This is a genomic window from Mesorhizobium sp. LNHC229A00 (genome assembly GCF_000502415.1).
GTDB lineage: Bacteria > Pseudomonadota > Alphaproteobacteria > Rhizobiales > Rhizobiaceae > Mesorhizobium.
Genome location: NZ_AYWQ01000001.1, coordinates 20,601 through 32,829, shown reverse-complemented (window position 1 = coordinate 32,829; position 12,229 = coordinate 20,601). Strand labels below are relative to the sequence as shown.

Below are 12,229 nucleotides of genomic sequence, written 5' to 3'. Positions count from 1 at the left end.
CATTGTCAGCGTTCTGGCAAGAGCCGAAACGAGGATCAGCCCGCCGCCGCAATCAGCACTGTGCTCTCCGGCGACCAGCGCAGCTCGACATCCTGACCTTCCACCAGCCTGTCGGCGCCAGTATTCTGGACGATGACCTTCAGCGTCTGACCCGCGCGCTCGACAAAATACGTGCTGTTGTTGCCGGCGAAGATGCGCTTGGAAACCTGACCCTTGAGCGTGTTCGCATCGCCGTCCGAGGCTCCGGCATCGGTGGCAATCCGGATGCGTTCCGGCCGCACGGCGCAGCTCGCCTTGGCGCCGGCGGCAAGCCTGTCGCCGACGCCGGCGGCAATCGCCGTGCCGTCCGGCAGGCGGATGCCGCTGCCGGTGGCATCGCCGCGAAAGATGTTAGCGTCGCCAAGAAAGGTGGCGGCGAATTCGCTCTTCGGCCGGTCGTAGATCTCTTCCGGCGGGCCTTCCTGCACCAGCCTGCCATCACGCAATATGCCGATGCGGTCGCTCATCGTCAGCGCTTCTTCCTGGTCGTGGGTGACGAAGATGGTGGTGATGCCGATCTCGCGCTGGATGCGCTTCAATTCGATCTGCATGTCGACGCGCAGCGCCTTGTCGAGCGCGCCGAGCGGCTCGTCCAGCAAAAGCACGCGCGGCTTGGTGACGATTGCGCGGGCGAGCGCGACGCGCTGGCGCTGGCCGCCGGAGAGCTGGTGCGGACGGCGAGCGCCGAGCTTACCAAGTTGCACGAGGTCCAGCGCGCGCTGCACTTCCGTGGCGATCACCACCTTCGCCTCGCCGCGCACCGACAGGCCGAAGGCGACATTGTCGGCAACGCTCATATTTGGAAACAGCGCGTAGTTCTGGAACACCATACCGATGCGCCGTTTTTCGACCGGCACCCGCTCGACGCTCTCGCCGCCGATGGCGATGCTGCCCGAATCGGGAAAGTCGAAGCCGGCGATCTGCCTCAGCAGCGTGGTCTTGCCGCTGCCCGATGGACCGAGCAGCGCGTAAAAACCGCCATCGGCGAAATCGATGGACACATCGTCCAGCGCCTTGTGGGCGCCGAAGCTGCGCGAGACGTTCGATACCTTGACGCCGGCCATTATTTCTCTCCGCCGAATTTGAAGAAACGCGCCGTGAGCAGCATCAGCGCCATCGACACGACAATGATGATCGTCGAGACCGCGTTGATCTCGGGCGTAAAGCCCTTGCGGATCGCGGCGTAGATTTCGACCGGCAGCGTCGTCTGGCCCGGCGTCGCCAGGAAATAAGACACGACAAACTGATCGAACGAGACGGCGAAGGCGAAGAGCCCGCCGGCAATGACACCCGGCATGATCCAGGGCAGCGTGACGCGCATCGTTACTTGCCATTGGTTGGCGCCGAGCGAGCGCGCCGCCTCTTCCAGCTCCGGCGCGAAGGTCTGCAGCCGCGCCGAGACAACGACGATGACATAGGGCAGCGCCAGCGCGACATGACCGAGCAGGATGGCGAACAGGCCGCGCCCGATGCCGACGCCGAAGAAGAAGATCAGCATCGCCGTACCGGTGATGAGCCACGGAATGGCGATCGGCGGGAACAGCAGCGCCTGCAGCAGTTTCTTGCCGCGGAATTCATAACGGTAAAGCGCCAGTGAAGCCGCCGAGCCGAGCACCAAGCTGATGATGGTGGTGATGACGGCGATCTCGAGACTGTTCCAGGTGGCCGCGATCAATTGGTCGTTCTGCCACAGCGACGCGTACCACTCGGTCGTCCACTCGAACGGCAGCTGGTAGAAGGGCGAGACGTTGAACGACATCAGCGCCATGATGATAATCGGCAGATAGAGGAAGGCGAGCAGAAACCCGATGTAAATCCGGCCGAGCCATTCGAGAATGCGCGTCGTCATCATCACGCGGCCCTCCGCAGCACCGGTGCCGCCAGCGCCAGAATGACCAGCACGACGGCCAGCAGGATGAAGGACAGTGCCGCGCCTAGCGGCCAGTTGAAGACAGCGACGAACTGGTCCTCGATGACAGTGCCGTAGAAGGTGCCGGTTCGCCCGCCGAGAATGCGTGGCTCCATGAACGAACCGACCACCGGCACGAAGATGAGCGCCGCGCCCGCCACCAAACCCGGTAGCGACAGCGGGATGATGACCCGCTTCAAGACCTGCAGCCGCGAGGCGCCGAGCGAGCGCCCGGCTTCGATCAGCGAGTCGTCGATGGCCTGCAGCGTGAGGTAACAGGTCAGCACCATATAGGGCACGTAGGAGTGCACCAGCCCGATGATGACAGCTGGATAGGAATACATCAGATCGATGTTGATCTTGAACGGCAGCACGGCGTTGAGGGCCGTGTCGAGAATGCCGCCCTCGCGCAGCACCATCGCCCAGGAGAAGATGCGCACCAGCCCGTTCGACCAGAACGGCAGGATAACCAGCAGGAAGATCGCCTCGCGGCTGCGGCCCTTCAGCACCTTGGCCAACACATAGGCGGCAGGATAGCCGATGACGACGCACCACAACGTCACTTCGAGGCCGAGGCGGAGCGAAGCCAGCAGCAGCGTCAAATAGAGGCTCTGGGAGAAGAAGGCGGCGTAATTGCCCAGCGTGAACGCCCACGGCTTTGCCGTCAGCGGCAGGTCGGTCATGAAGGAGAAAAAGACCATGGCCGAGAGCGGCAGGAAGATCGCCACCGTCAGCCAGAGATAGGCCGGCGCCAAAAGCGGCAAAGCCGATCTCAGCCCGCCGCGCGCCGCGACCGCGCCCTGTGCCGCCATGCTACCCCACCTCCCCAGGATTGAGGACCAGCCGGCGCGAACCGCCGGCTGGTCTTGACGCGTGTCTCTACTTCACATCGACCTTGAGCTGTTGCCAAAGTGCCAGATAGGCTTCGCGCTGCGCGTCGGTGATCGGCGCCTGGAACTGGATACGCTTGGCCACCGCGGGATCGCCCATGACCTTGCGGTTGAAGGCATCCTCGGGAAGCGCTTCCACCGCCTTGATGTTGGCTGACACCGGCGCGCCGACCTTGGTGACCCACTCGACATAGAATTTCGGATCGATCATGTAGTTGATGAAGGCCTCGGCACCGGCAACATTCTTCGAGCCGGCCGGAATGGAGAAGGCGTCGAGCCAGGCGACGGCGCCCTCCTGCGGGATGACCAGCGAAACCGGCAGCTTGAAATGCGTCTTGGCGCGGTCGGCCGAGCCGCTCCAATAGGTGCCAATGTCGATCTGGTTGGAGGCGACCATCTGGTTCCAGTCGTTCTCCGAGCTCCAGAAGGTCTTGATCTGCGGCATTAGCGAGGTGAGCTTCGTCTTGACCGCATCCATATCCTTGATGTCGTTGATGTTCTGGCCGGTGGCGATGGCGCCGAATTGCACCGCCTCGACGGCGTCGTCGCGGATGACGACACGGTCCTTGTGCGCGGGGTCCCACATTTCGGCGATCGACGTCGGCGGCTTGTCGAAGGATTTTTCGTTGATGGCGAGCGCCGTCAAGCCCCACACCCACGGCACGCCATAGACCTTGCCGTCATGGTCGAGCATCGGCGATCCCGCCTTGTCCTTGCTGATGTCGGCATAGTTCGGCAGCTTGGAGGTATCGATTGGCTGGATCAGCTTCTCGGCCATTGCCTGATCGTTGAAGGCGGCATTGATCATGACGACGTCATAGAGGCCGGGATTGGTCCGGATCTTGGTCAGCATTTCCTGTTCGGAATTGAAGAAGTCGTTGACGACCTTGTTGCCGGTCGCCTTCTCGAAAGCGGCAATGGCCCACGGCTCGTCAGCGCCATAGCCTTTCCAGTTGAGCACATGCACCTCGTCGGCCTTGGCGGCAAAAGCGAGTGCGGAGGTGAAGACGGCGGTCGCCGTCAAGAGAGCAGTCAAGTCAGGCATGCGCATGGTTCGTTCCTCTCTGTGTTTGCCCGCTTCCCGGGCTTGTCAGGCTGTCTGATGGGCCTTCTGTGTCTGGCCTGGCACGCCGGTAGAAACGGCCTGGCTCAGGAAAGTCTGGATTTCCGCGTCGGTCGGTGCCGATGAGCCGCCGTGGCGAGTCACCGAAATGGCGGCCGCCGCGTTGGCATAGGCCGCCGCCTCGAAGGGAGGCACGCCACGCGCCAACGCGCTGACGAAGGCGCCGATGTGCGTGTCCCCAGCGCCATTGGTATCGATCGCGGCAACCTTGAAACCGGCGATGGTTTGCGCCGAACCGTCGGCCAGCCCGACATGGCAGCCCTTGGCGGCGGAGCGGATGACGACACCGGCAGCCTGCGGGCAATGCTCGGCCAGAAGTCGCGCCGCGAGCGCCTCGACATCGCCCTGGCCGGCAATCTCGGCCGCCTCTGTCGTGTTGCAGCTCAGCCAAGTCGTGCGGGCAAGCACACGGTCGAGAATGGCACGTGGAATGTCCGCTACGACCGGCGTCGGATCGAAGACGAAGGGAATGTCCGCCGGCAGCGCCTCGATCCAACCGGTCAGCGCATCGTGGCTGCCAGGATAACTGAGCGTGTAGCCTGACGTGAACACCCAGTCATGCGGCCCGATCACCACCGGCGCCATCAGGTCGAGGCTGAGAACGCTCTCCGCTCCTGGCCACGAGACGAAGGTGCGTTCGGCGTCGCTCGATATCATGGCGACGCAATTGCCGCTGTCCATCAGAGGCGAAGGCAGCGTCAGCGTCTGGATGCCCTCGGCGGCGAAGGCGGCGCGCAGGAAGTCGCCATTCGGACCGCTGCCGAGCTGGCCGCCAAACACCACCTTCATACCAGTACGGGTCGCGGCAACCATCATGTTGAAGCCGCCGCCAGCGACCTGCGCATAGTCCGACGCCGTCTTCTCGGTGCCGGGCGCTGGCAGGACATCGATGCGGTAGACATAGTCGACCACCGCGCTGCCGACATGGACGAGACGCGCGCTCATCCCGCATCCTTGCCGGAACCGGCCTTGCCGACGCGACCGCCCGACATTCGCGCCGCGACAAGATCGGCGGCCAGCGCCTGTACTTGCGCCATGTCGATGCCCGTGAGGCTCGTGACACGATGCTGCGGCAGGCGCGAAAAGCCGGCACAGGCGCCAGCCATGCCGGCGGCGATGGCGCCGATCGTGTCGGTGTCGCCGCCAAGATTGGCGCTTATGACAGCCGCTTGCCATGGGTCGCCGCCGGCGACTTCCAGCACGGCAAACGCGGCTGGAACCGATTCCTGACTGGCGACGCCGGTGCCGACCAGATCGGTAATCAGCCGGATCGCGTCCCTCTTCGCCTTGCCGCGTACCAGCGCCTGCGCCCAGACGATGCGCGCGGCGATGTCTCCGCCGGTGACCCAATTTCCAAGTGTTGCCCCTCGCTGCGCCGCCGCGACCGCGCTGTCGGACGCCGCGTACCAATCACCACCGGCAACGCCACGGCTGACGGCGGCTGCGACCGCCGCGGCGGAGGCGATCGCGATCGACGTGTTGTGCGTTGCCTTGCAGGTCTCGGCCACCTTGGAGACGAACGCGTCCAGCGGCTCCGGCGGCATCATGATGCCGACGGGCGCGATACGCATGGCGGCGCCGTTGGTGTCGCCGCTACGCCCCGCCTCTTCCGCCGGCACGCCGTTGTTGATGGCGTCGATCGCGCGCTTGGTCGACGGCCCCAGGAGTTCGTAGCTGCCACGCGCCTTGACCTCACGCTCCCAGTCGAGCAGCGCGTTCACCCAGCGCGCATGGTCGAAGCGCTCGCCCGATTCCACGAGAATGCGGCCAAGCAGCAATGCCTGTTCGGTATCGTCGGTGACGGTGCCGGCCAGCAGCCCCTTCGATACCGGATGACCGGCGAAGGGGGCGATGAAATCCTCGACACGGCCGTAGAGTTCGGCGATGCGGGCCGGTGACAGAAGCTGCGTCGGCATGCCGAGCGCGTCGCCCAGCGCTCCGCCGACAAGCGCGCCCATGGCGCGATCCATCTCAAACTCGTAGTCCGGCATCGCTCAGAACCTCATATGCAGCGCGAAATGCGCGGGATTGAGGAGACTGGTGACATATTCGATCGGCCGCTCGTCGGCCGCGCGCGTCAGCCGACGCCCGCGCAGGAAGGGCGTGCCTTGCGGGCAGCCGAGGATGGCAGCGTCATCTGCGTTCAGCATCTCGATGTCGACCCACTCCTCGCCATGGTCTGGTATCAGCCCCGCCCCGCGTAGCGTCTGGTGCAGCGAACCCTCGCGCAGGCCGCGCAGTGGCACGTCCTCCAGTTCGGGTGACAGCGGCAGGCGGCTGCGTTCGACCGAGATCGCATGACCGTCGCTGGCATTGGTGCGCACCCGGTCGACGGCGATGAAGAACGGGCTTCCAACATCCAGCAAGATCGCCAGTTCGGCATCCTCTATGACCTCCAGCCGCAACGTCCGGGTCTCTGCATTGGCACCCGCATTGGCCAGCGCCCGCGACCAGCCGACGGCATCATCGACCGGCATGCCATCAAAGGTGACGAAAGAGCCGATGCCAACCTTAGTGGTGATCAGGCCGCGGCTGGAGAGTTCCTCGAGACCTTTGCGGATGGTGTTGCGGCTGACGGAGAAGCGCTGGACGAGCTCGTTTTCGCTTTGCAGCCTGTCACCGAAACCAAGAACGCCGGAACGAATCTCACGCTCCAGAACGGTCGCGATCTGCTCGGGCTTTCCCGTGCCGGGAGACAATTGAACCGCGCGCCGCTTCATATGCGTACCTGTTCAGTGAACCTGTATAATCCTGTTCAATATATTTGTGCGTGAGCTCTGTCAACGACCAATGGTGACGGGTGCTTCGCTGCAAGCCGCCGGCACCGGCGGAGCACTTCGAGGCAATCTCTTTTCAGAAGAACGAAAGCCCGCTCCGGGAACCGGGGCCGGCCTTGGAGGAGGATGAAGGGGTGGGACCCTCTCCTCTTGTTTCCACGGGGGGCGTGGACCGTGAAACTATACGGCCGTCCTGCGGGGCGCATGATCACAAGCCGGCCTGCTTCCCTCGCATTCCAGTGCACGCCGCCGCGGGTTCGCTCACGGGACCGCGACGCCGGCGACACAAGAGGAGCCGGCTAGATGCGTCCCAGGACGACAAGGATGATGACGATGATCAACACAAGTCCGAGACCGCCACCGCCATAATAACCGGTTCCGTAGAACGGGCCACCGCCGAGACCGCTGAAGCCGCCGAGCAGCGCGAGGATTAGAATAATGATAAGTATCGTTCCGAGACCCATGGCCTTCCCTGCTCCTGAAATGCGCGCTTTCGCGCTGGTTCAACATCGCGCCATTTCGGATGTTGCAAGGTATGAACGTTTTAGAGGGGCTGGCGTTCCGCTGGACTATCGCGGCTCCGGAACTCACAGCCCGCAACGCAGAAAGCCCGCCTGGACGACGGGCTTCCCCACCGGCCGGAGGCCAGGAGAGTGCGGCCAGGCCTACGGCTGGGTCCGCAACCTCCCTCAGCCTCAGCGGCGTGCGATCAGCAGGCAGAGTTGCCGCAAGTCGCGGTCATAGGTCCCTTCGCTGCTGAGGACATCGACGCAGCGCTTCTTCATGCGCGTCACCTGCGAGCTTGACATCTGGGCCACGATACCCGGGACGTTGGGGTGATTGGGATTGGATGGGTTGCTCGGGTTCGACGGATTGCTGGGATTGGTTCCGTTGCCAATGCCCACCCCGACACCAATGCCGCCGGCGCCGCCAACACTGCCGGCAAGCCCCGCATTGATGCCACCGGTTCCGCCAACATTGGCACCGAGCCCGGCGTTGATGCCGCCCGAACCACCGATATTGGCGCCGGCTCCTGCGTTGACGCCATTGCTGCCGCCGACCGACGCGCCGAGCCTAGCTGCTGGACGGCCGATGATTTGCTGCCAGGCTGCTTGCTACCTGACAGCCAAAATACAGCACCTCACCTGCGGAGCAGTTCCGGACCACTGGACGCTAAGGATCCTTGTTGGCTAACCCTGGATCAAACAGGACTGGCCACTCTCGCGTGACAGTCTGGCCTTCAGAATATCCCGTAAAACAGTCTATAGCGCACGCGCTCCATATAAGAGCGGTACTCCGGCTCCGCGGCAAGCAAGGCCTCCTCGCGCAGAATGCGGTACACCTGCAGATAGGTGACAACCGCATAGACGGCGAGATTGTAGAAGGAAAAGGCCGACAGCAGGTAGAGGATATGGCCGGTAAGGTAACCGGCATAGATCGGATGCCGCACCAGGCGATAGGCACCGCCGGTCATCACGCCGCGATTGGCGGGCAGGATGGCAAAGGAACGACCCAGCGACAGCTTTCCCCAGATGACGAACCAAAGCGCCATGAATTGAAGCGGGGCGGCGACATAGATGGGGATGATGGGGATGCCTCGTTCCATGGTGATGAAGGCGACACCAAAACTGGCGGTCACCGAAGCGACTACCGCAAGCGGGCTCCAGTCACGCGTCACCGGCCGCCGCGACAGCAGCAGCCAGGTGAAGCTGAGCGTCTCGGAAACCGCCACCAAAGCGATATTGAGCCGGGTGGGGTCCTGCACGAAGTGGTACACGCCCCGGTACACAAACAGCCCCGCGCATGCGAGCGCACAAATGCGAAAGAAGCCTTCCCGCAAGTCGGCCAGGATCTCGCGCTTGCGCGCTTCGGACATCATCCCGCCCTGGTTGGCGCGCTGAAGCGTTTCGCTTTTTGGTGTAAGCAAGGCAAGAACCCCAATGATCCCTCGGGGGGACCTTTGCACGCAACCATTGCTGGGTGGTTAACCGACAAGATCTATCGGCATCAGAACGGCAACTGCGCCGCCGAAAGGCATGCGAGACGCAAAGCACGGCCGTGCGGATTGTCTCCGCTTCGAGGATCGCCAGGAAGGGGTTCCGCCCGAGTCGATCCTCTCCTTAGGGATTGGCCAGCTACCCCAGAAATGTGTTGCTGAAATACCCAGTGAAATCCGAGATCTGGGGCAGAACCTTACCGTCGGCGTCGCGCAGAATGCCGGCGGCGAAGAGGTAGTTGCCGATCGCTTCCATCTTGGCAGTGTCCAACGTCCCGATGGCACCGCTTTGCCCGCGCAGATAATAGCCCTCGATCAGTGCCTTCAGCGAGGCGTGGATCAAGGCCGGATTGGTCAGGGCATCCTTGTTGGCGGCTATCAGCAGCGTGGCGGCCTCCCCTGGATGATCGACGGCGAATTGGTAGCCGCGCCGCGTTGCCTTGATGAAGGACGACGCCAGTTCGGGGTTCGCCTGGAGATACGCTTCGCTCGAAGAGATAAGCGTCGTGTGCTCGTCGGGGACGCCATGGTCGGCATAGACGAAACTGCGCTGCTTGACGCCCCTGAGTTCGGCTTCGACGCCCTCCCAGGTCGACACTTCGAGCGTGAAGTCGACCGAACCGTTGGCCAGCGCCTCGTAGGCGGAAGTGCCCAGCGTCACCGTCTCAAAATCGCCCTTGCCGCCGTCGTGACGGATGATGGTCGAGATCAGCGCCGTCTCCCAGGCGCTGCCGAAACCGCCATAGGTCAGGCCATCTAGATCTTTCGGGCTTTTGATCTCGCTGCGCACGGCATTGAACACCAGCCGGCCTGTCTCGGACTGCACGACGGCATAGACGCCCTGTAAATCGGCCCCTGCGGTCTTCTGGGTGAACAGGCTGATGGTGCCGTTGATCCCGAAATCGGCGACATGGTTGGCGACAAGCGCGCCGGCACCGGTATTGCTGTAGGGCAGGATGTCGACCTCGATGCCGGCTTCCCGATAAAATCCCTTATCGCGGGCGACGAACAGGCCGATGTGGTTGGTGTTGACCGTCCAGTCGAGGGCGACTGTGACCGTCCGCGTTGCCGCGAAGGAGCGGCTCGATCCGGTGATCAGCGGTACGCTGCCGGCAAGGGTGAGCAGCAGGGCTTGCCTGCGCGTCAAGTCAGTCATGGTCATGTCCTTTGGATGGCTGGGGGTTGAGCAAAATGTCGAGAATCTCGACCTCGAGTGCCTCGGCCTGCCGCGTGGCCGCGCTGGCGGGATCGCGCGGGCGCGGCAGCGGCACCTTGATCTCGCGCACGACCCGGGCAGGCCGCGCGGACAGCACATAGATGCGGTCGGACAGGAACAGGGCTTCGCGCACGTCATGGGTGATCAGCAACGCCGTCCAGTGGTGGTGCCGCCACATCTGTTCGAGCCAGCGCTGCATGGCCGCGCGGGTCAGGGCGTCGAGCGCGCCGAACGGCTCGTCGAGCAGCAACATATCGCGTTCCTGCACCACGGTGCGTAAAAGCGCCGTGCGCTGGCGCATGCCGCCCGAGAGCTGCGCTGGAAAGTGCCACTCGAAGCCGGCAAGCCCGAACTCCGCAAACAGCGGAGCCACACGCGTCCGTGCCGCCTTGCGGCTGACGCCTTGCACCTCGAGCCCGAGCGTGGTGTTGTCGAGAATGCGCCGCCACGGCATCAGCGCGTCGCGCTGCGGCATGAAGGCAAAATGCCTGCCATGATCGTCGAGCGGCCCGCCGTTGAAGAACATCTCACCCTCGCCATGCTCGGCGCCGGTCAGAAGCTGAAACAGCGTCGACTTGCCCGCTCCCGAAGGTCCAAGGATCGAGACGAATTCGCCGGCATCGACACGAAGCGAAATGTCGGCGAGCACATCGAGCCCGCCAAACACCTTGCGAACATGCCGCAGTTCGAGCCGGCTCATGCTTCTGGACCTTTTCCAGCGCCTTGCCTGCCAGCGGCTCCTTCCCAGGGCATGGCAAGACGCTGCAGCAGCATCGTCAGCCCGAACAGGATAAGGGTGAGCGCTGCGCTGACGCAGACGGCGGCTAGCACCAGGTCGGGACGGAAATTGTTCTTGGCGTTGAGCATGTAGATGCCCAGCCCTTTGGCCGCGCCCGCATATTCGGCGAAGATGGCGCCGACGACGGCATAGGTAATGGATATCCTGAGGCCAGCGAAGAAATAAGGCAGCGCCGAAGGCAATCGTGCCAGCAAGAAGACACGCCAACGCCCTGCTCCCATGGCACGCAGCATCTGACCGATCTCCACCTCGGTAGCCTCGTAGCCTTGTACCAGCGCGACCAGCATCGGGAAGAACGTGACCAGCGCCACCAGCACGATCTTGGGCGTCAGCCCGAAGCCGAACCACAGCACCACCAATGGCGCGATGGCGACCAGCGGCAAGGTCTGGCTGACTATGAAGATGGGAAACAGCGCGCGCCGCAAAGGCTGGAAGAAGTCGACCAGCATCGACAGCGCGAAGGCGGCGCTGAGCGAACAGGCAAAACCGATCAGCGTGGCGCGGACCGTGGGAACGGCGTTGTCGACCAAGGCTTCACGATTGAGCATCGCCTGTTCGAAGACGCGCGAGGGCGCCGGCAGAACCGTCGGCTTGATGCCGGATATGTTTGCGTACAGTTCCCAGGCCACTAGCACCAAACTGATCGATATCACGGCCGGCGCTGTTTTGGCGAAGAAGCCCGCGACGTTACGCGGGTTGAATGACGATGAGACCACGAGCGTTCAGACGGCAGTGGGACTGTTGGCCGAGACCGTGACATCGAGGGTTACATGGCCGGCGCCGGGCCCGAAGCGGCAGAAGGCTTCATCGAGGGCCGAGAAGATCGCGCCGGCATCGCCGCGCAGCTTGGTGCAGAAATTCTTGGAGCGATCGTAGACGCCGGACTGCTTCAGGAAATCTATGCAGCCATAGATTTCGTCCATGTGGTCGTCAGTACCCATCACATAGAGCGAGAACTGCGCCGCCGCCGGCTGGCCAGTGGCCGGCGCGCCGCGCACCGCGGTGATGGCGGCTTGCTTGCGCGGGCCGAGTGGCCCGGCAGGCCCGCCGAACGTGTCGGAGCGGCAGATCGGATCGTCCGGCTCGCCTGGGCAGCCACGCGAAATGGTGGCCGACAGCACGCAATGCCTGCCGCTGCCAGACGCGGCCACGAAAAGGTCGCGCAGCGCAGGGAATAACACCTCGGGGGCCCCGACCAGCAAGGTCGAGATGTCGTCGGTCTCGATCCTGAGCTTGTCGCGGAACGGATCGAGCGCGCCGAGCGCGCCCAGAATGACGCCGACGAAATCGTCGGCCATTGGATATAGGGAAACCTGTGCGCCTGAAAACATCGCCCGCCTCGCTCCGCTGGTATTACCCAGATCAGCTTCTAGGGTCTGTGGGCTTGCCGCCCCCGTCTCAGCCCCGACCGTACGGAGCACCCCTGTGGATGGGCGCGTTAGAGCATCATTCGGCCGGTTGGGGAAGCTGTTTCTTGGCA

General features: G+C 63.6%; 13 protein-coding genes and 1 riboswitch. All 13 genes read right to left on the bottom strand.

Going from position 1 to position 12,229, the window contains the following annotated elements; genetic code table 11:
- Nucleotides 1–35 precede the first annotated feature (35 nt).
- The 13 genes from X742_RS169275 to X742_RS169325 all read right to left on the bottom strand — a co-directional run bounded on the left by X742_RS169275 (nt 36) and on the right by X742_RS169325 (nt 12,080).
- On the bottom strand, nt 36–1,103 hold the full coding sequence (locus tag X742_RS169275) for an ABC transporter ATP-binding protein (protein ID WP_023769525.1): 1,068 nt from the start codon (nt 1,101–1,103) through the stop codon (nt 36–38).
- Nucleotides 1,103–1,891 (bottom strand): ABC transporter permease, encoded by a 789-nt coding sequence (locus X742_RS169280; RefSeq protein WP_031240750.1) that lies wholly within the window; start codon nt 1,889–1,891, stop codon nt 1,103–1,105. The genes X742_RS169275 and X742_RS169280 overlap by 1 nt, the downstream gene beginning before the upstream one ends.
- Nucleotides 1,891–2,760: an ABC transporter permease gene (locus X742_RS169285; RefSeq protein ID WP_023769523.1), complete on the bottom strand. Its 870-nt coding sequence runs from the start codon at nt 2,758–2,760 to the stop codon at nt 1,891–1,893. Before X742_RS169285 ends, X742_RS169280 begins: the two co-directional genes overlap by 1 nt.
- 67 nt (nt 2,761–2,827) lie before the next feature.
- Complete coding sequence (locus tag X742_RS169290; RefSeq protein WP_023769522.1) at nt 2,828–3,889, bottom strand: ABC transporter substrate-binding protein; 1,062 nt, start codon at nt 3,887–3,889, stop codon at nt 2,828–2,830.
- A 39-nt stretch (nt 3,890–3,928) separates the two neighbouring features.
- On the bottom strand, nt 3,929–4,906 hold the full coding sequence (locus X742_RS169295; protein ID WP_023769521.1) for a PfkB family carbohydrate kinase: 978 nt from the start codon (nt 4,904–4,906) through the stop codon (nt 3,929–3,931).
- On the bottom strand, nt 4,903–5,952 hold the full coding sequence (locus X742_RS169300; protein WP_023769520.1) for an ADP-ribosylglycohydrolase family protein: 1,050 nt from the start codon (nt 5,950–5,952) through the stop codon (nt 4,903–4,905). Before X742_RS169300 ends, X742_RS169295 begins: the two co-directional genes overlap by 4 nt.
- A gap of 3 nt (nt 5,953–5,955) precedes the next feature.
- A complete protein-coding gene (locus tag X742_RS169305) occupies nt 5,956–6,681 on the bottom strand; it encodes a GntR family transcriptional regulator (protein ID WP_023769519.1) in 726 nt (241 codons plus the stop codon).
- Between the two features lie 356 nt (nt 6,682–7,037).
- Nucleotides 7,038–7,202 carry a DUF3309 family protein gene (locus tag X742_RS1000000171885; protein ID WP_023769518.1) on the bottom strand — a complete coding sequence of 55 codons (165 nt, stop codon included), beginning with the start codon at nt 7,200–7,202 and terminating at the stop codon, nt 7,038–7,040.
- A gap of 776 nt (nt 7,203–7,978) precedes the next feature.
- Nucleotides 7,979–8,614: an isoprenylcysteine carboxylmethyltransferase family protein gene (locus X742_RS0135505; protein ID WP_051407587.1), complete on the bottom strand. Its 636-nt coding sequence runs from the start codon at nt 8,612–8,614 to the stop codon at nt 7,979–7,981.
- Nucleotides 8,615–8,873: 259 nt separating this feature from the next.
- A complete protein-coding gene (locus X742_RS169310) occupies nt 8,874–9,890 on the bottom strand; it encodes an ABC transporter substrate-binding protein (RefSeq protein WP_023769515.1) in 1,017 nt (338 codons plus the stop codon).
- Nucleotides 9,883–10,650 carry an ABC transporter ATP-binding protein gene (locus X742_RS169315; protein ID WP_023769514.1) on the bottom strand — a complete coding sequence of 256 codons (768 nt, stop codon included), beginning with the start codon at nt 10,648–10,650 and terminating at the stop codon, nt 9,883–9,885. The genes X742_RS169310 and X742_RS169315 overlap by 8 nt, the downstream gene beginning before the upstream one ends.
- Entirely contained in the window at nt 10,647–11,465 is an 819-nt protein-coding gene (locus X742_RS169320) for an ABC transporter permease (protein ID WP_023769513.1), read from the bottom strand. The genes X742_RS169315 and X742_RS169320 overlap by 4 nt, the downstream gene beginning before the upstream one ends.
- Nucleotides 11,466–11,471: 6 nt before the next feature.
- On the bottom strand, nt 11,472–12,080 hold the full coding sequence (locus X742_RS169325) for a YkoF family thiamine/hydroxymethylpyrimidine-binding protein (RefSeq protein WP_023769512.1): 609 nt from the start codon (nt 12,078–12,080) through the stop codon (nt 11,472–11,474).
- A riboswitch (TPP riboswitch) is annotated at nt 12,071–12,184 on the bottom strand. It overlaps the preceding gene by 10 nt.
- Nucleotides 12,185–12,229: the final 45 nt, after the last annotated feature.

Bases quoted from the DNA above. Each gene is read 5' to 3' on its own strand.
- X742_RS169275 (WP_023769525.1), bottom strand. From the start codon at position 1,103: ATGGCCGGCGTCAAGGTATCGAACGTCTCGCGCAGCTTCGGCGCCCAC.
- X742_RS169280 (WP_031240750.1), bottom strand. From the start codon at position 1,891: ATGATGACGACGCGCATTCTCGAATGGCTCGGCCGGATTTACATCGGG.
- X742_RS169285 (WP_023769523.1), bottom strand. From the start codon at position 2,760: ATGGCGGCACAGGGCGCGGTCGCGGCGCGCGGCGGGCTGAGATCGGCT.
- X742_RS169290 (WP_023769522.1), bottom strand. From the start codon at position 3,889: ATGCGCATGCCTGACTTGACTGCTCTCTTGACGGCGACCGCCGTCTTC.
- X742_RS169295 (WP_023769521.1), bottom strand. From the start codon at position 4,906: ATGAGCGCGCGTCTCGTCCATGTCGGCAGCGCGGTGGTCGACTATGTC.
- X742_RS169300 (WP_023769520.1), bottom strand. From the start codon at position 5,952: ATGCCGGACTACGAGTTTGAGATGGATCGCGCCATGGGCGCGCTTGTC.
- X742_RS169305 (WP_023769519.1), bottom strand. From the start codon at position 6,681: ATGAAGCGGCGCGCGGTTCAATTGTCTCCCGGCACGGGAAAGCCCGAG.
- X742_RS1000000171885 (WP_023769518.1), bottom strand. From the start codon at position 7,202: ATGGGTCTCGGAACGATACTTATCATTATTCTAATCCTCGCGCTGCTC.
- X742_RS0135505 (WP_051407587.1), bottom strand. From the start codon at position 8,614: ATGTCCGAAGCGCGCAAGCGCGAGATCCTGGCCGACTTGCGGGAAGGC.
- X742_RS169310 (WP_023769515.1), bottom strand. From the start codon at position 9,890: ATGACTGACTTGACGCGCAGGCAAGCCCTGCTGCTCACCCTTGCCGGC.
- X742_RS169315 (WP_023769514.1), bottom strand. From the start codon at position 10,650: ATGAGCCGGCTCGAACTGCGGCATGTTCGCAAGGTGTTTGGCGGGCTC.
- X742_RS169325 (WP_023769512.1), bottom strand. From the start codon at position 12,080: ATGTTTTCAGGCGCACAGGTTTCCCTATATCCAATGGCCGACGATTTC.